General features: G+C 58.1%; 11 protein-coding genes. 4 read left to right on the top strand and 7 right to left on the bottom strand.

Annotated features, from left to right (window positions below):
• Positions 1 to 10: 10 nt before the first annotated feature.
• Both BLR08_RS10465 and cyoE read right to left on the bottom strand, forming a co-directional pair.
• Positions 11 to 1,213 carry a glycosyltransferase family 2 protein gene (locus BLR08_RS10465; RefSeq protein ID WP_072329132.1) on the bottom strand — a complete coding sequence of 401 codons (1,203 nt, stop codon included), beginning with the start codon at positions 1,211 to 1,213 and terminating at the stop codon, positions 11 to 13.
• Positions 1,214 to 1,425: 212 nt separating this feature from the next.
• Entirely contained in the window at positions 1,426 to 2,349 is a 924-nt protein-coding gene (gene cyoE, locus BLR08_RS10460; RefSeq protein WP_072329131.1) for a heme o synthase, read from the bottom strand.
• A 298-nt stretch (positions 2,350 to 2,647) separates the two neighbouring features.
• Between cyoE and BLR08_RS10455 the strand changes: the two genes are divergently transcribed.
• Entirely contained in the window at positions 2,648 to 3,118 is a 471-nt protein-coding gene (locus BLR08_RS10455; RefSeq protein WP_072329130.1) for a CBO0543 family protein, read from the top strand.
• A 97-nt stretch (positions 3,119 to 3,215) separates the two neighbouring features.
• Here the strand turns inward: BLR08_RS10455 and BLR08_RS10450 are convergent, their stop codons facing one another.
• The gene (locus BLR08_RS10450) at positions 3,216 to 3,869 is read right to left on the bottom strand and encodes a TetR/AcrR family transcriptional regulator (protein WP_072329129.1); all 654 of its coding nucleotides are present in this window, start codon (positions 3,867 to 3,869) and stop codon (positions 3,216 to 3,218) included.
• 336 nt (positions 3,870 to 4,205) lie between these two features.
• On the opposite strand from BLR08_RS10450, the gene BLR08_RS10445 reads away from it, so the two are divergent.
• Both BLR08_RS10445 and BLR08_RS10440 read left to right on the top strand, forming a co-directional pair.
• Positions 4,206 to 4,970 carry a phytanoyl-CoA dioxygenase family protein gene (locus BLR08_RS10445; protein ID WP_072329128.1) on the top strand — a complete coding sequence of 255 codons (765 nt, stop codon included), beginning with the start codon at positions 4,206 to 4,208 and terminating at the stop codon, positions 4,968 to 4,970.
• Between the two features lie 48 nt (positions 4,971 to 5,018).
• Positions 5,019 to 5,849, top strand: coding sequence for a helix-turn-helix domain-containing protein (locus tag BLR08_RS10440; protein ID WP_072329127.1), 831 nt, complete (start codon positions 5,019 to 5,021; stop codon positions 5,847 to 5,849).
• A 673-nt stretch (positions 5,850 to 6,522) separates the two neighbouring features.
• Here BLR08_RS10440 and BLR08_RS31640 read toward each other — a convergent pair.
• From BLR08_RS31640 to BLR08_RS10405, 3 genes are all read right to left on the bottom strand, one after another.
• Complete coding sequence (locus BLR08_RS31640; protein ID WP_256257493.1) at positions 6,523 to 13,248, bottom strand: S-layer homology domain-containing protein; 6,726 nt, start codon at positions 13,246 to 13,248, stop codon at positions 6,523 to 6,525.
• A gap of 522 nt (positions 13,249 to 13,770) precedes the next feature.
• Positions 13,771 to 14,553 (bottom strand): SDR family NAD(P)-dependent oxidoreductase, encoded by a 783-nt coding sequence (locus tag BLR08_RS10410; RefSeq protein ID WP_072329240.1) that lies wholly within the window; start codon positions 14,551 to 14,553, stop codon positions 13,771 to 13,773.
• 136 nt (positions 14,554 to 14,689) lie between these two features.
• Positions 14,690 to 16,435 carry a hypothetical protein gene (locus BLR08_RS10405; RefSeq protein ID WP_072329125.1) on the bottom strand — a complete coding sequence of 582 codons (1,746 nt, stop codon included), beginning with the start codon at positions 16,433 to 16,435 and terminating at the stop codon, positions 14,690 to 14,692.
• A gap of 144 nt (positions 16,436 to 16,579) precedes the next feature.
• Between BLR08_RS10405 and BLR08_RS10400 the strand changes: the two genes are divergently transcribed.
• Complete coding sequence (locus BLR08_RS10400; protein ID WP_072329124.1) at positions 16,580 to 18,022, top strand: DUF5050 domain-containing protein; 1,443 nt, start codon at positions 16,580 to 16,582, stop codon at positions 18,020 to 18,022.
• 149 nt (positions 18,023 to 18,171) lie between these two features.
• On the opposite strand, the gene thpR is transcribed toward BLR08_RS10400, so the two are convergent.
• On the bottom strand, positions 18,172 to 18,726 hold the full coding sequence (gene thpR, locus BLR08_RS10395) for an RNA 2',3'-cyclic phosphodiesterase (protein ID WP_176835474.1): 555 nt from the start codon (positions 18,724 to 18,726) through the stop codon (positions 18,172 to 18,174).
• Positions 18,727 to 18,922: the final 196 nt, after the last annotated feature.

Raw genomic sequence — 18,922 nt, 5'->3', positions numbered from 1 at the left:
CTCCCCACCTTTACTCTTCATCCCACTTTCCGAGCAGCCTTACGAAAGCATCCGTACGAAACAGCTCATGGGCATGAGGCCGGCTGTCATCATAGGTCTGCCGATAGCTGACAAGCCTGTCTGCCGTGTAATAGCTCGCAACCGCAACCGCGTCCGCCCTGTCCATCTGCTGCACGAGCACAGACAGATCCAGCGTGCTGACAAATGTTTCAGGGCCGAGCAGCATCGTGTATGGCGAGCGGATATGACGCAAGGTGGCGAGCAGGGCAGCTTTCACCGGGACATGCGGGAACCAGCGCGCCTCGAAGGTCGGATGCTTAATCTCCGCCAGCTCTTTCCCATAACGGAAATCCTCAGTATGGTCAAGCGCGTATACCCGATAATTGCTGTATTGCTGGTCGTACACTTTTTCCAGACGGTTTGCCGGAGCTTCGCTTGCCTCTGTCAGAACAAACAGGAAAGCGACCTGGGCAGGGATCCCCCTTCTCGTTCTTGCTTCATGCCGCGCCAGATGAAAGGCGTACCGCCATCCCCGCCTCTTCTCTGCCGACCTCAGTGTTGAAGATATGCTGTGATCCGACAATGACCGGTAATCCGCCAGATCAACCGGGATAAACCGGGTTTCGCACAGCTCCGTCAACCGCAGCCAATAGTCATAGTCCTCCACCGGCTCCATGCGGTAACCGTCGAGCTGTCTCGCATAACAAGCTTTGTACATGAAAGAGGCGCCGATGGTGTTGCCCTGCAGCAAAGCTTCCTTCGGCTGGCCTTGAAACAGTCTCTGGCAGGCGAATTCCTGCTCCGTATGGGCGACTTCTCCCCGACCGTCGATAGATCGGTAGGAGCTGTACACAAGTCCAAGCGAATCCGGTCCTTTGACCAGCGCATGCCGCAGAACCCGGATAAAGTCCGGGGCATAGAAGTTATCGCTGGAAGCCCAGGTCACGTAGCGGATATCCGGGTCCTCCAAGAGCGGCTTGAAGCCTCGATTCAGCGTCTTCGCCACGCCCAGGTTCGACTCGTTTACAATAAATTCCACGCGCGGATCGTCCCCGGCAAGCTCCCGGCACAAACGCTCCATGTCCGGAGCTCCGTCGATGACGATGACCAAACGGTACTGTTCATAAGTTTGATTCCGTATCGACTGGACGGCTGCAGCCAGATAGTCCGCACGCTGAATATAGACAGGCATCACCACACCTACATCCGGCACACAGCTCCCTCCTGTCCTGCCTCTCCTCGAGATAAAGTATGTAAAGGGTTGCAAACTGGTTTGGACGTTTGCCCCCGTAGTAGATATTTGTCATAGCATGCTGGCGCAAACATGACAAACGAAAAGAGGCTGTCCCCATGCGGCGGACACCCTCTTTTTATGAAAGGCAGAATTATGAGGTTATGGCTCTGGCCTGTCGCTGTTCCCGAGCATCAAGGCTTCAAAAATAAAACGCCCATTAACGAATAAATGATAACAGTGGAAAACAGGACCGTCATATGGACGAGCGAGTAAATAAACATGGACTTGGCCCATTTCTCGGAGTCCATCGACCTGAAGCCGAACAAGCTGAGGAACAGCCAGGCGAGACTGAGCAGAAGCGATACCAGCACAAGGCCGAGACTCAAGGACCAGAACAAAAAGCTGATGGCCACTAACAGAACCAAATAAACATTCGTCTGAATGTAGGTTCTCCGCACGCCCTTGACGACCGGCAGCATAGGAACATTCGCAGCCTTGTACTCATCATGCTTCCGAATAGCTATCGCATAGAAATGCGGCATCTGCCAAATGACTGCAATGACGAAGAGACCAAGTATCGCAGGATGCGTAACGTCCGGATACATCGCGGCCCAGCCGATCAAGGGCGGCATAGCTCCCGAGATGCTGCCGACCTCGGTGTTGTATATCGTTCTTCTCTTGGTCCACATCGTATAAGGAACGACGTAGAAAAACAATCCGAGAAATCCGAGCAAGGCCGCGAGCGGAGTAGCCAGCGCAAGCACGGCAATCCCCGACACGGACATCAGCAAGCCAAGCCAAAATACCGCTTTCGGCGATATGTCGCCGGTCACCGTCGGCCTGTTTTTCGTTCTCTGCATGATGGCGTCGATGTCACGGTCATACAAGTTATTCCAGGCGCCCGCCGCGCCCATGACCAAGATGGAACCGATCAGGGCGTACAGCATATCGGGCAGCTTTTCCAGCAGACTGAGATCATACGTATATAAGGCCAAAGTCAAGCCGGCAAACATCGTAACCAAATTCGATTTGATAATCCCCGTCTTGACGGTTTGTGCCAAAATCTGGGATAAGGACAACTTTTTATTCGCTGTCAAGCCTGCTTCTTTCGGCATGGGAACCCCCTGACTTTTCTCTATGATGTGAGATGCACTATTCGGTATATTAGTTCCGCCGGATGCAATTGTCAAGCTCAGGAAACAGCTTGCGTTGTCCGGGGACAATACCGGCCTGCAGCTGTTCGGCGATAAGAGTATCCCCTGAAACCGGAAACCATATCGTCGCCGGACGCCGACATCGGGCGGGATTGAATTTAATGAATAAACTAGTTTACATAATATTTGTTATGTACACTTTTTTTCGCGAGGGCTATTCCTTCTAAAATATGGGAATACTGATGACGGAGGTGACATTATGATCGTCAATCTAATCATCGGTTTTCTGGTTCCTTGGATCGTCGGCTTATTCCTGTATAGAAAGTCACCCGCTATGGTATGGCTGATCTGCCCCTTCGCAGCAACGATTTCAGCACTTATCAACGATATCGGCTACCATCTCAATGTTTGGGATTTTACTCCCGAGATCGAAAACGATGAAACTTTATCGGCCCTCCCCTTCGATCTGGGCTTCTATCCGGTTATGGCCTACTGCCTGATCTTGTGGATCAGAAAAAACAACCGGCATGTCTCGATGAAAATCGGCGGCATAAGCTTGCTTACCACCGCACTGGAATATATCTGCTTTCTGGCAGGCAAGCTGGAGTACGGGAACGGCTGGAACCTGGGCTGGACATTCCTTTCCTATATTTTCGCTTACGGACTCGTCTACTTGTATTACCTGCGCTTGGTCAAATTCGACGTCATCCGGATTGCAGGAGACCACTAGCTCTAAGCAGGTACGTACCTGTATACGCGCCGGCGGAACCCGAACCTTGGGGTGGAACAGGCGCCTGCAGCTATTTCGCAGCGCAGGGCAAGCTTGGTCAAGATGTCTTCTTCTCCAATCCAATCAGCTGCGCATACAAAGCAACGTGGTTTTCCATCCGTTCTTCGATAGCCGCTGTACTCAGCCGATCGAGGCGATGCAGCAAAAACTCGGCAACCATGCCGAAGAGCGGGTATTGATACCCGGCGGCTAGCGTGCGCGGCGGCAGCGGACGAATGCTTCCTCGCTCCGCATATTTTGCAAATGCGGCTTCCATGAAGTCGATCGACCTCTTCATGACTTCGTTCATGTAAATATCGCGCGCGGCGGCGTTGCGGAACTGTTCAAGCAGCAAAATGCGCCAGATCTCCTCCATCTTGGGGCTCCGCAGATGATTGCGCAGATTCATATAGCTGTGACGCATAAGCGCTTCGGGCGTCATCGCCCCCACGATGCGGTCCAGTTGATGGAGGGGCGGCATCATATGTCCGATGCTGATCCGGAAGTTGGCGAAGATCGTGTCCTGAAGCTCCTCCTTGCTGCCGTAATGATTATAGAACGAGCTTTCCTTAATCCCCGCCTCCCGGGTCATATCCCGGATCGATACCCCGTTAAATCCATGACGGGAAAAAGCGTCAATCGCAATCTCCAGCAATTTGAGCTTATTCGCATTCACAATCGGTCTGTTCGACAAATCGATGTAATTGTCCATTTTTGTTGAAACTCCCTCCCCGATCCAACTAACTAACACCCGTTATCCCAATTTTAAGCGAACGACTGTTAGTTTGTCCATCTGTCTTATACAACCCGCTTGATTCGTCTTCCCGCTCCCTCATGCCGTATGGTATCCTACTATCAAGGAATACCGGGTATTTCCAGCGGTTCCGCAAGGCCTCTCAAGCGCTTCACAGGTTCAAAAAAGCGATTTGTGCTAGAAATGATCGGTTTCAACTCTGACTTCGGCAACGAGGCTCCGATACAATAGTCTTACCGGCGAATAAGCAAGCAAACGTTTCGCTGAGCATGACCATTGAGGGAGGTTCTAGGGATGATTACGAAAGGAAGCTTGTTTTCAGCCGCTCAATTTCAGGAGGAGGGTTACAGCGGGCCCGTACAGGGGCTGACGCTGGAGGAGGCGGACAACTATTACCGGTTATTCTTCGATACGCTCGGACAATCCAGGTTCGAGCCGGGGCCTGCCCGGATTAGCTTGTCCGCCTGGCATCACCGGCACCGCTGGGCCTATGAGCTGGCTACCCACCCGAGCATCGTCGGGGCGATGAGGCAGATTCTCGGCGAGGATCTGGTGCTGTGGGCGATGCAGTTCTGGTACAAGGAGCCGAACAACGACAAGTTTATCCCCTGGCATCAAGATATCAACTACTGGCCGATGGAGCCTGCGATCAATGCTTCGGCCTGGGTCAGCCTCGGATGGTCGATCCGGGAGAACGGCTGCTTGCGGGTGATTCCCGGCACCCACCGGTCCGTCGTCGAACATATTTCGACCGGAGACGCCCAGAGCATGTTCAGCGAGGGACTGCCGGGGGAACTGGTGGATGAATCGCAAGCCATCGACTTGGAAATGTCTCCCGGACAGATGGCTTTTTTTAATGAAGCCATCTTCCACGGGTCCGAGATCAACAGCTCCAATATACCGCGCGTTGCTTTCTCCGTTCGGTACACGACGCCGGAGGTCCGGTTTCTGATGGACGAGTGGGGAGGCGACACAAGCCGCATCCGTACATTTCTGGTTCACGGGGAGGATACGCTGAAGCGGAATGAATCGATTCGTGGCGTAGTTCCGGAAGAGTGAGCGGGACGAGGCGGGAAGTTTTTTTATACGAGAACAGGCGGTGGCGGCGTGAATCCTTATCAGTTGGTGCTGGATACGTTAGAAGTACGTTTCCTTCATATTACCGAGCATCTGCTGGACTATCGCTGGCATATACGGGACCGGGTGCTTCGCCATTCCGTGCTCTGGCTGGTGGAGCAAGGGGCCTTCTCCCTTGTCGTCAACGGGACCTCCTACTCCTGCCAGCCGGGAGATGTTTGCGTGCTTCCCGCCCAAGGAACAATCGGCTGCCGCGCCATTTCTTCGGATATCCGGCTGATCAGCATTAACTTTGACGCCAAAGTCACTTGGCTGGGCGACCGCTCCTGGGAGCAGGCCATCGACCTGCCGGTCGTTTTCTCCCAGGGAGGAGCCGACGTCCGATTGGCAGCAGCCGAAATGCTGGCGAACGCGGGAAATCCCTCACCCTTCCTCTTACTGCTGATGCAGTCCGGTCTGCTGCGCATCCTGTTCCATCTGGTCGAGCGGCTTCCCGCGGAGCAAGCGTTGGCGATCCAAGGGTTCAAGGACCCGCGTATCCATACGGTCGTCCGCCATTTGCTCGCCCATCCGGACAGGATGCCCGAAGTGGCGGAGCTCGCGGAACTGGCAGAGCTAAGCGAATCGCATCTGCGCAAATTATTCATCCAGCATACCGGGCTGGCTCCGCTGCCTTTCGTACATCAGCTGAAGATCGAGCAAGCCAAAAAGCTGCTGGCATCCACCGCCAAACCGATCTCGCTGATTGCCGATCAGCTTGGGGTAAATAACGCCAATTATTTCACCCGGCTGTTCAAGGGCAAAACCGGCTTGACTCCCCAGCAGTACAGACAACAGTTCGGCCTATGGATTCAGGAATAAACCGGCGATACGAGCATGACCGCCGGTTCTTATTCCGGAATAAGCGGCGCGTTCATCAGCTGAACCCAGCCTATGTAAAGAATGAACGGGATGACGCAGCCGATCACCAGCGCCAGCACGACAAGCTTGCTCATCCTCCGTGAGCTCATCTTAATCCCCTCCGCTTGTTTACAGATTTTCACTGAATAGACGGTCATTCAGCCCCGAAAGTTGCCGTGTTCAACCGGCCTCCTTTGGTACAGGAGGTACAGGCTGGTACAGACGGTACAACCGATCCCGAGCGAACCGTTCCGCGCACAGAACTTCCGTACCCCTGTTTTCGAACCCAATCCTGCTTTCCATAAACAAAAACGAGGCGGAAGACACTATCCACCCGGAAACCCTATAATGGTTCAAAAAACCTGGAGCCCTCCGCTTTCGGGAAGACTCCAGGTTCCATGGGCGTACGGCGGCTGACATACGGTCGAGTAACGGCCTTTTTAACATTTGCAGGCCCACCTTTTTCCGTTCCTTTTCCGCTCCTTCCGCCCCATTCCGTTCTTCTGTCATTCCTTTTTCGCTCTTCTTCCGATTCTTCTTCCGTCCTTCTTTCGCTTTTCACTCGCCATCACAAAGGAATGCTCACGACTCGCGCGGGCGGCGCTTCTTTAGTAGCAAGCCGCGGGCGGTCCGTTCAGCCGGCAAATGTCAGCTGGCCGCTCATTCGCAGCAGGATGGCCGCGCTCTGCGCGCGGGTCGCAGCCGCTTCGGGAGCGAACAGCCCGCCCTCTTCGCCTTGCACCAGCCCGGCGGCAGACAGACGGCTTACCGCCTCGCGCGCCCAGTCGGCCAGCCGATCCTCATCGGCAAACACCGCAGCGGAGGCAGGGGCCGAAGGGTCAACCGGATTGCGTCCGGCAAAGCCGAGCGCCCGGTCAAGCATAACCGCCATCTCTTGGCGGCTGATGATCTGCTGTGGGCGGAAGCTGCCGTCTCCATAGCCGCTGACAATCCCCGCGGCCGAGGCTGCTTGAACCGCTCCGGCGAACCAGTCGTCCTCCGCTACGTCGTTCGGCACGGCTCCGGCCTGCAGCCCGGGCGCAGATGCCGACAGACCGAGCGAGCGGACGATCAGGGCGGCGAATTCGGCCCGGGTGACGGGCGCATCCGGCTCGAATTGCCCCGATGCAGTGCCGAGCGCGATGCGTCTGGCCGCCATCTTCTCAATATCCGGCTGCGCCCAGTGGCCGCGAATATCGGAGAAGCTAAGCTTGCTGTCCACGACCAGGTAGGTGCTGTTCGTCCGGCTGTAGATCGTAACCTCGTTCCCGCTGACCGTGAACGGAACAGGCTCATAGATGGGCGCCCCATCGGCGGTCGTCCCGGCGCGAAGCGCCGCCAGACCGGTTCCCGCCGGAGCCGCTCCAAGGCTGATGGATCTTGGCACATATTGATTGAAGGCATCCAGCTTCATCGACTTGCCGCCGGGAGCCGTGACGAGCACTTCGAAGTCCGCGGCCCCGAGCACAGTCGTATCCGGCGCCGCAGCCTGTACGCGGGCCGCTTCGTTGCGGCGGATGATCACCTCCAGCTGAAGCTCGCCAGCCGGGACGCCAAGGCGGGCGGCCCACTGCTCCGCAGCCAGCTGGCCCGCCGGCAGCGTGTAGCTGCCGGCCTGACTCGTCACGCGGACGGATGTGACAGACGTATCGGCTGCGAGCTTCTGCAGCAGCTCGGCTGTCAGCTTCACTCCCGCCGCCGGAGCACCGGCCTCCGTTCCTCCGCCAGCCTGGAGCGTCACGACGCCGCCGGATGCTTCACGCATCGCCAGCTCCAGCTGCTCCGAGGTGACGGCGGCGAGATCGGCCCATCCCGGTGCTGTTCCGCCCGTGCCGCCCGCGGAGCCGGCCCCGCTAAGCCCGCCGCCTTGCCCGGGTGAGGCCGGACCGGTCTGCTCATCCTCCGGGGATGGGCTTGGATCGTCGTCCGGGTCTTCCGTGCCTGGCGAACCACCGCCCTGCTCCTCTTCGGCAAGCCGCCGGATAGACAAGGTATAGGTGTTGACGGCTTGATTCTCCGCAACCACCGTTACCTGCAGCGTATTATCCCCGACGTTCAGGCTCCATGGCCAAGCGTGTCCGCTGGCTGTCCACTCGCCGCCCATGTAGAGCTCCGCAAGGCTGTCGGCAGCAGTTGGAGTTATCTCTACGCTTTCCGTCTCATAAGGAACCTGAGCGCTGTAGCTCAGTCTGCCCGGCTCAAACGCCGGCTCCAGCGTACCTGCGCTTATCGCAAGAGCGCTCAGCTCATTGTTGCCCGACGCCTGCTCCTCCGTTACCGTAACGCCGGGCGCCTTCGCATAGTTAACGCCTGTATTGTCCAGTACATTCGCCCGCAGCACGATGTCCTTGCCTGCCCGCAGGTCGATGCCGTTCGTATTGCCGGTGATGATATTGCCGGCAATGCGCACTCGCTCCGGATCGCCCGCGCCGATATAGTTGGCATTCGTATCTCCGTTATCATGCTCCAGCACGATGCCCCAGAAGCCGGGTGCGGTATTGCCCCGTATCATGTTGCCGCGGATGACAGTGCCAGGACCGTTGAGCACCTTGATGCCCGATGCCTTCTCTACATCCGTCGTCAGCTCGATCACATTGTTTTCGATCAAGGTGTCCGGCGTCCCCATCGTGACTACGACGCCTTCCCGCGAATTGCGGATGATGTTGTCGTGAATATAGTTGCCGGGACCGGACTTGCTGTGATTGCTTGGCGCAGTCCCGCCCGTGTTGCCCAAGCCTACGGCACCACCCGTGAGAATATTGGTCACCAGATTGCCGTAAATTTCATTCAAATATTCCAGCTCGCCATGCAGATCGATCGCATCGAGCTTAAGCCGGTCGAACCGGTTGTTGCGCACCGTATTGTTATGCGCGACGAACTGGATCAGCGCGCCATGGCGCAAATACGGGCCTTCGAAGGAGGAGTCCTCCACCAGGTTCCACAGCGTATCGTTGGCGTAGCCTAACCGGTCCGTCTTGGCGATCCCTTGGATCGAGACGCCGTAGCCTGAGCCGCCCGGACCGACGTCCGTCGCATTGCGGAAGACACTGCCCCGGACAACGATGTCACGGCTGTTGTCGATGCGAACGGCCATCCGGCGGAATTTCTCGGCCGCAATGCCCTCGACGGTTATCCGGTACGATGGCTCGTCGCCATAGTTGCCGATGACGATCAGGCTGTCCGGACCGCCGGCATCCGGGTTATTGATCTTGTGCTCGGTTGTATAAGTTCCGTTCCACATGGACGTGAGCGTCATATGCGAGATGACGATATCATGCTGGCCGGCGGCTTTGAGCACCGTGCTGTTTTTCATCAAGTTCAGCGATGTTTTCAGTATCGTCTCGTCCTTGCCCGCGCCCCGGATATTGACGCCGCTTCTCAGCGACAGGTTGATCACCCCGTCCGGCGAGCTCAGCAGATTGTACGTGCCCGGCGGCAAATATACCTCATCGCCGGAAACGGCTGCGTCGATCGCCGCTTGAATGGCCGGCCGGTCGTCCTGGCCGTTATCGGCCGGATCGGCGCCATAGTCCAGCGCGTTAAGCGTTCGGCCGGTTACCGGATGCGGCGTATGCACGGGATGCAAGGAACCGTCCGGCTTCCGCAGTCCCGGCTTGGTGAACGGCACAGCGCCCGGAGGCGGTCCCGGCACCGTGTACGGGATCGCGGCCACCGGCGTATCTCCGTTCGCAAACGGCGGATAAATATGGACATCCGTCAAGCTCGTAAACGCCGTATTGTCAGAATTGCCGTGACCGACGATACGAACATATCTCGCCTCCGTATCGGGTATATCGAACGGCTGCATTTCCGTCGTCTTGCCGCTGCTGGAGCCGCTGAAGCGGTTCGTCCAGAGGACGCCGTCATCGGAGGTTTCGATATCGATAAGGGTCGAGCGGACATCGCCCTTGTAGAAGCCGATGCCGACATAACCGATTTGCACCTTCCCGCCCAGATCGTACATAATCCACTGACCGTCTCCGGCCGCCGACCATCGGGTATAGCTGTTATTGTCAATCGTATGAATCTCGATATTGCCGTCGCTGCTGCTCGCCACCACACCTTCAACCGGGATCGGGGCGATCGGAGCGCTAAGCGTCGTGCGGGTAAGCGTCAGCGGCGTCGCAGTCACATGGCCTGCTTCGTCCTCCGCTTCCACCTTGAACGTATAGGCTGTTCCGCGCTCCAGCGAGCCGGCCAAGTAATCGGCATGCCCCGGCACGACATCAAGCAGGACTCCGTCGCGGTAGATCCGGTACTGCTTCACCGCCGTATCGTCCGTAGCCGCCGGCCAGCGCAGCAGGACGAAGTCTTCGCCCAGATTCGCCGCCTTCAGCCCGGCTCCGGCCGGCCACTCGGGCGCTTGCGTATCCGCGGACAAATCCGTCACCTTCTTGACGATCAGCTCGGGACGCGGATTGCTGGTGCCATTGGCTTCCTTGGAATAAATGTTCAGCGAAACCCCTGTGCCGGCCGCATCGCCCAACAGGAAGGCGACCTTGCCCCCGGCAAGCTGTCCCCGGACATAATCGGTCACATCCACGCTGTAGACCTGGGGATTCGAGCCTTTGTCCGCCGTTACCGTAAATGTCCCGAGCGGCGTCAGCGGGCTCAGAACCGTCACAGGCGCATTGTTCCAGGTCAGGCTGTTCTCGGACCAGCCGTCGGCGGTCACCCCGTACAAGGACAGCTCGACATCGGTGTTGGTGGAGCCTTTTTTGGCCCCGACCTGGAATATATACTTATGGTTCGGGTCGCTGAAGGACGAGATATCGTATCCGAAATACACATACTTTTTGTTTGTGCTGCCCGAGGAGACGCTGAACAGGCCGTTGCTGGAGCCGGTAGCGGCATTGAAGTTCGTATCCGGCTTGCTGCTGTCAACGGCGGCGTCATCCGTTGGCGGCAGAGCGGCTATCTCCGTCTCGATGATCTCGCCCGGAGAAGTCGGCTGCTGCACGGTAATCCAGCTCTCCGCATAGACATGCGCGTATACCGCATCCGCCACCGTCGCCCGGATCTTCGTCATCCCCGCGCCGACTCCCGTCACTGCAGCGCTCAGCGGTCCCGTGGGGACGACCGTTGCGACAGCGCTGTCATACGTTATCCACGTGACTGTGGCCGGATCGGCGTCTGCCGGAGCGATGGTCGCCGTCAGCGCTTTCGTCTCGCCTGTCGTCATCACAGCGCTTGCGGGCTGCAGCGTCATAGACTCCGGACCGGGCTTCGGCTGTCCGCTTCCAGGCTCCGTGCCTGGGTTTCCTCCCGGATAACCCGGCTTGAACAGAATCGGCGTCGTAACGATCCTGTTTTTGACATGCTGGTCCAGGAAAGCCCAAGCCTCGGCATTCGCCTCCTCTGAGGCGGTTCCTGTAAACCCGTGTCCTTGACCCGGCACGGTTTTGAAATCAACGACAGGTACGCCTGCTGCCATCAGCTGATTGGCCAGCTTTACGCTATTCTCGTAGGGAATCGTCGAATCCGCCTCGCCGTGTCTGATCCAGATGGGCGCGTCATCCGGCGTCGCATAAGTGCCAGGCATCGCCAGTCTTGCTTCATCCGGCGCGGACAGCGCGCGCTTGCCTCCGAGCAGAGCGGTGACCGAGCTGTACTGATCGGCGAAAGCCGTCGTAAAATCGGCCGGACCGTACCAGTCCGCTACCGCCTGCACCCGGGTCGAATATTCGGGCCAGCCTCCGCTTCCCTCCAGATCGGGTACGTCAACCAGATGTCCGTTGTCCAGCATTACTTGCTCCTGTGCCGTTAAATCTCCGGTTGTGCCGAGCAAAGCCGCGAGATGCCCTCCGGCCGACGAGCCCCATACCCCGATCCGGCTCGGATCAATGCCATATTCGCCGGCATGCGCCCGCAGGAAGCGAATCGCCAGCTTTACATCCTGTATTTGCGCCGGGTAAGGCGCTTCCGGCGTCAGCCGGTAATCCAGCGATACGCCGATATAACCACGCTTGGCCACATAGTTGCTGATGCTGCCCAGCGCCTGCTTGCGGTCGCCGTGATTCCAGCCTCCGCCATGAATGTAGACGATAACCGGCATGGGCTCGGCCGGCGGCGTCTCCGGCACGGCGATCGACGTATAGATCGGCCGAGAGCCAGCTGTTCCGATCAGCACGTCCTCATGAAGCTTAACCCCGGCCGGCGGCGTGAATGGCGGCGTCTCCGGCTCTGTCGGAGGGTCGGGAAGCGGCGAGGCTGCCGGCGGTATGCCCGGAATCGCCTGCCCGGTTACGACCACGCTGTCAATATACATATTGGCTTGCATCGGATCGCCGACCCGGAAGCGGAGCTTCACCTGCTTGTTGCTGTTGGCCGAAGCGCCCAAGGTCCAGGATTTGAGCCGGTTGGGCTCGCTGTTTTTCTGCTCGGCCGTGCCCGGAGGCAGCTTGTATTCCTCCAGCGTCGTCCAGTCCGCCCCGCCGTTGTCCGACCACTCCGTTACGATGCTGCCGCTTATATAGGAGGACGCCCGCGTGTAGTAGCTCAGCTTGATATTGCCGTAGCCGGTCAAATTGAGCGATAGGGCAAGCGCATCGGTCGAATCGATCTTCACCAGGTTCGGCAGTGAAGGAGCTGTGCCCGACGCCGAGGTTTTGGCGACGCTGCGGCCTTCTCCTTCCTGACTCCAGGGATACGGAATCGTGACCGACCCGGTTGAGCCGTAGTTATCCGGATCATCGAAATAATCGGAGAAAATTTCCAGCTCCGGCCCTTCGGGATCAGGCAGCGGCGGGTCGGTCGGCGGAGCGGCGGACGCTCTTCCTCTGACCTCAACATCGTCGATGTAGATGTTACCGGCCAGCGTCTGCTCGCCGCCCACCCGAAAGCGAATCTGCAGCTCATCGAGATTGCCGGCCGGGACATGTCCGGAAGCCGCCAACTGATAGGAGCGCTGCTTGAACGTCCCTTGATTGGCCATGATCGGATCAAGCGCCGTCCAAGCGTTACCGCCGTCCACGGAATATTCCACACGGACGCCGCCGGCCGTGACGCTGCCCGCTTTATACCAATAGCTGAACTGAATATCCTCGTAGCCGGTCGTAGCCAGATGCAGCGTCAGCGCATCCGTCGCATCGAGCTTGACGCCGTACAAGCCGCTGTGCATGCCGCTCGTTATCGTTCTGACCAGACTTCCGTTCGCCCCGTCCTGCGTCCAGAGCGACGGAGCGGCTACGGGGACCGCCACATTGCTGCCGTACTCGAAGCTGTCATAAAATAGCCGCGTATCGCCGGCGGCTGCCGCATCACCGGCTGCAGCAGCCGGCGCAAACGTCGGCAGCAGCGAAGCGATGAGGAGCAGACACAGCAAAACGCTTACCGTTTTGGATCTTAGCAGAGTGATCACGAAACATCCCTCATTCCTCAAAATAAAATAAGATACGTTCTACAAGCCTTCAGCCAGCCCAACACCATCCTTCTTGCGGAGGAACATGCTCGCCTATAAATGATAGCGCTTACAAACGGATTGAACATAAATAAAGCAAACCGTCCTTCAACTCCGGGAAAAGCTGGTTTTATTTCGCCGTCGCATCCATCCCTTCTTGAAATGACTCATATCTAACTTGTAAATAATCATAATCGACGATAATAGTCCGGTCAACGCAGGTTTTTTTTGGATTTCGGCTGCTTGTGAGTCAGAAAATCCAAAAAAAACCGGGGTAGCTTATGAGAATAGGGGCCATCCTCCCCCTTCTCCCCGCTATTGACCGGACAACAACACAAAGCCTGACGGCGTCTACGGCCGTCAGGCTCAGGGGGGATGGATGAAGCCGGCGCGGCGCGTTGCCTTATTCAACCGCGCCGTTTCATCCAGAGGCGGAAAATCCCGCAAGTGCTTTGGTTCTGCATGGAAAGCGCTGCAGCCGGCTTACAGCACCGCGGCAATTCCGCCGTCAATATTGACAGAGGTGCCTGTTACGAAGGATGCGGCACCCGAGACAAGAAAGGCGATCACATTGGCCGCCTCCTGCGCCTCGCCGATTCTTCCGAGCGGTATGTTATGCTTCGGATCGCGGGAAAACTCCTCCCACGTCTGCTCCGGCGCCTTCGCCTTCCACATCCGCTCAATCTGATCGCTGCGGATAAGCCCGATGCAAACGGCATTCACCCGGATGCGGTCTGCCGCCAGATCCTTGCTCATCGCCTTCGTCAGCGCGAGCCCCGCCGCCCGGCTGACCGAGGTCGGAAGCGACGAGGCGCCCGGGGTTTTCCCGCCGATCGCCGTTACATTAACGATAGCCCCGCCTCCGGCCTGCTTCATATGCGGCAGCGCGGCGCGCGCGAAGTGAACGGCTCCGAACAGCTTCAAGTCCAGGTCTGCCGTCCAGGCGTCCTTCTCCACCTCTGCGAAGGGACGCGCCGCCGACGTGCCGGCGTTGTTGACGAGAATATCCAGACCGCCCAGCCGTTCGGCCGCTTCGGCTACTGCCCGGCGGGCCTCTTCCTCCACGGATACGTCCGCCGGGATCCAAATCGGCTCCTGCCCCGTTTGCTCCAGGATACGCGCCGCCGCCTCCCGCAGCGTCTCGCGGTTTCGGGCCACGATAGCCATCTTGGCCCCTTCCGCCGCCAGAGTCAACGCCGTCGCGAGTCCGATTCCTTTGCTTCCTCCGGTTACAAGCGCTCTTTTGCCGCTCAAGCCCAATTCCATTTTCGAATACCCTCCCCGTCTGATCGGCTCATCGCCCATGGATGACATCCCGCTCATTATACCATGTCCGGGACCTTCCGCGGCAAGCTCCCTTGCAGCTTGATGCCCCATACGCCAAGCCGATACAGCCCGCGGCTTACTTGGCCGGCTTTTCGATATAAAACCTGGCCGCATCGACTGCCGATGTTCCGCGAGGGAAGGACAGCGTGCTTTGCACGGTAATCTTTGTCAAATAGCGCGGGTCTTTCTGAGGCTCAACTTCGAACGAGAAGCGCTCCCCGTCGAACGGCACGTCGAACTGCTTTACCTTCTCATAGCCGCCGCCGTACACCTGATGCTCGACGATGATAGTCAAGGCGCTGCCGACCCGTTTCGACGCCTTGCCGCTGAAGCGAACCTTGGCATCCTCCGTGCGGATGTATCCGCCGGTCGGCTGGTCGAAGGAAATCCGGCTGATCTCTCCCCTTGAGAAAGGCTCGGGATAGCCGATCACCGGCTCCATGCTCTCGGGCGTGAGGAGATACTCCAGCTGGCGAACGAACAAAATCCGCTCTCCGACCGTCATCCGGATTTCATTGGCGGCCCAGCCGGTATCGTAGCTCAGATCGGTCTGGTAAGTATACTCGCTCAAGCCGCGGGCTTCTTTGTACGATTTGGTGCCGATCTCGCCGACGAGTGCGGAGGAAACCGCCCCGGTGCTTGGCATCCGGGTGCCGATGCTCAGAATGTTCAATCCTGGCATAACGGAAGTCTGACCGTTCATATATCCTTTGATCCGTATAGGGTGGACATAATTGTTCCAGGTTTTCGGGAAGCCGTATTCATCGGCGACATAGTCCGCATACCGGATATCCAGCATCTTGGTGTCGGGATTCCAGGTGGAGGCATAGCCGAACAGCTTCTTCAGGTCGCTCTCCTCGATCAGCACATCCTGCTTCGTATCGGCTGCAGAGGCTTTCACATCCACGCCTTGGTCATCCCCGCCCATCCAGACGAGCGTCGCTCTCAAGGGATACCCGGGACTCATCTCGAGCTGATCCGGATATACCCGGAAGCCGTACGTGCCGTTGGTCAAGCATACGGCCGCCTGGCCGCAGCCGAGAAGCTCCTTGTCTTCCAGCCGGTAACCCAATGCCTCTCCCATAAAAGCTAGCGAGATATGCGGCTGGCCTTCCACAACCTTGCCGACCGTTTTCCCTTCATAAGTCACCGTTTTATCTTGAACATGGATGCCTTGCACACGAATTTCCTTTCGCTCGTAGACGACAACCGGACTGTCTTCCGCCGCACTATCCTCCCCGGCCGTTTGCGCCGCCGCCTTGAAGGCGATCTTTTTGTTCACCGGGTCCCAATCCACCGTACCGAGCGCGTTCAGATCGTTCAGCCGGATCGCCGTCTGTCCCCCGATGTTGTACGAAGGAATCCGCGTATCGCCGTAATAAGCGGAGATATCCGTATACAGCACATCCCCGAGCCTGGCGCCCACCGGCTTGCCGGATTCCGCCGCTGCATCATGCGGTTGCACGGGCTTGGCCGTCTTGTTCAGTATCGTGACCTTCCGGTCGGCGGCCGTCCAGACGACGTCGAAGCCGTAGTCTCTGAGATCCTCCGCCACAACGGCCGTATAGCCGTCAATGTTCATCGATCGGATCAAATGCCCATTGACATAAGCGCGAATATCGGTTGCGAGCACATCGCCCACATCATCGCCAATTTGCCGCTTGACGGCAAGCGACGTATCGGAGACGGCGGCAGCCGAAACGAGCGCAGCTCCGCTCTGCAGCGGCCAAGCGGACGCCGACAGCAGGCAGGCTCCGGCAGCAACGATACGAAGAGTTTTCCAGACTTGCATCGTTTCATCATCCCCATCTTGTTTAATCATTGACATACTCCCTAAACGCTTGTAATCCGCATAAGTTGCGACATACCTAAATAAACAACAAATGGGAAGTATGCAACAATCCGGACACGCCCGTCGTCGAATTCATTTAGACAAAACCTATCCGGCTGCGAAGGAGCTGAATTCATGCTTCAACTAAACGCTACCATACCCGCTCTGGCTCGAACAGCCGCTCTCGCCTTATCATGCGCTGCCGCCCTTGCTTTGACCTGTCCGGCAGGACCGGCAACTGCAGCGCAATCGACGGAGCTGGCCGTCGCCCTGCCTCCTTTCCCTGTAACTGTGAGTACCGTAGCGACAGATCAGCTGAACAGCGAATATCCGCTGCTGCTATACCGGGATATTACGTATTTTCCGATGACTTGGAATTATGCCACAGCGCTCGGATTGTCCATCGCATGGAATGAGCGTGACGGTTTTTCTCTCCGCTCGGGAGCTGCCTGCGGGCCGCTCAAGCAAAATCTGGCACAGGCGGCTGGCGGCGTCGCATATCCGCTGTATGCGATTCCCGTTCCATTCCCGGTTCAGGTGAACGGGCAGCAGATCATCGCCCAGGAAGAAATGTACCCGCCCCTGCTGTATCGCAATATCGTTTATTTTCCGATGACCTGGAAATTTACGCATGACGCCTTCGGCTGGACCACCTCTTGGGACGCCGTTCGCGGCCTGGATATCCGGGCCTGCCCTTCTGCCGAGCAAGCGCCGAATGCAGCAAGCCGGCAGGACCGGCTCAATCTGGCCGGAGGCGGACAGGTGGCCGAGCGAGGCGGCTGGGTGTACAAAACTCCGCTGCTCAGCTCAGGCGGTCCCCAAACGCTGGTGAAGGCCAGAGCGGACGGTTCGGAGGAAAAACGGCTGTCGGAGGATGGGGCGACCTGGATCAATGTGGCCGGAGACTGGTTGTACTACATCGCTCCCGCCGCCGACCGGAAGGCCGCGATCTACAAGATGCGGACGGACGGGACCGGCAGAAACGTTATCGCCAGCCCGGAAGCCAAAGCGTTATGGGTTCAGGACGGCTGGCTTTATTATATCGCGGATGGTCTGTACCGGATGAAAACCGACGGCACAGGCGGGCAGAGACTGACGGATGCGGCGGATGTGAGGAGCATGTTCCTGCAGGATGACCGCATCTATTATGTGCGGGAAGAGGACGGCCGGCAAAGGCTGTATGCCGCCGGTCTGGACGGGTCGGCTCCGGCGAAGGTACGGGACGGCGTCCGCTCCTTCATCATCGTCGACGACTGGATTTACTATACGAACGGGGAAAACAGGCTGGGCAAGCTGAGTCTGGACGGCTCGGTTTCCATTGATTTGCATACATCCTCCAGATCCCCGCTATCCTCCTTCAATTACCGGGACGGCTGGCTGTATTATGTGAGCGGAGGCTTCGGCGTCCATGGCTCAGCAAGCGTAGAGCGGATTCGGATCGACGGCTCCGGGCGGGAACCATTGTTTGAAGCGCGGGCAACCGCGCTGTATTGGGCGGGCGAGGAGCTGTATTTTCCGAAGTGGGATATGGGCGATCGCCGGCTGGAGCATCTCAGCCTGAACGAGCTCGGGGATTGAGGAAGATTTGCCGGGGGCGCCCAGGCATGAGGCTGTATGCCGCAGCCTCGCCTGTGCGTTCCCCGGACCGGCCGGCGAGCATGCTGAACACGCGCGACCCAAGCTCGGCAGTCGGCTTGGCTCCTCGGCGGAGAAGCTTCACGGATGGATCAGACAGACGGAAGAGCAAACGGGTACTCCCCGATCGCTTTATACATCGGCGAGGCGCCCATATGCGTCTGCATCAGCACGCACCGGTCCGCTGTCCAGCCGGTTGCCGGCAAATCCTTTGACAAAACGTCCAGCCCCGGAGAACCTCCCTCTCCGGCGAAGGTGCGGGCAAGGGTAATATGCGGCGAGTACGGACGCTCCTCCGGAACAAAGCCGTGAGGCCGCATAGCGCGCACAACCTCGGCTTGCAGCGTCCGCAGCTTATCCGTCTGTCCGGATACAGCCGACCACAGCACCCGGGGAGCTTTCGGAGAGCCGAATGTGCCCGCTCCGTTCAGCGCCAGGGAGATAGGCTCGCTGCGGATGCTGCGCAAGCTGGCTTGCACGGCTTCGACCCGCTCCGGCGCAGCTTCGCCCAGAAACTGCAGCGTGATGTGATAATCCCGGGGGTGCACCCATTTGCGGAACGGCAGCTTGGACTTGTGCAGCCGGGTCCAGCGCTCCAGCTCAGCGGATATTTCGCCGGGCAATGGCAATGCAATAAAAACGCGCATTCTATCAGCCACCTCCATCTATCTTTTAGACTCACCTTCTACAATATCACATAGTATGGATGCCGGGCTGCCGGACTATTCCTGATCGAGCATAAGCTGTTGGAGGTTCTCCGGCGGCTTTTTTTTGTGTTTCTACTTCTACATTGCTTCTGAAGCAAACTTACCGGATTACATAAATATCCAGGGTTGGAAATTG

Source organism: Paenibacillus sp. cl123 (genome assembly GCF_900101595.1).
GTDB lineage: Bacteria > Bacillota > Bacilli > Paenibacillales > NBRC-103111 > Paenibacillus_G.
Note: the sequence above shows the minus strand (reverse complement) of the source record. Positions and strands in the feature narration are given on the sequence as shown.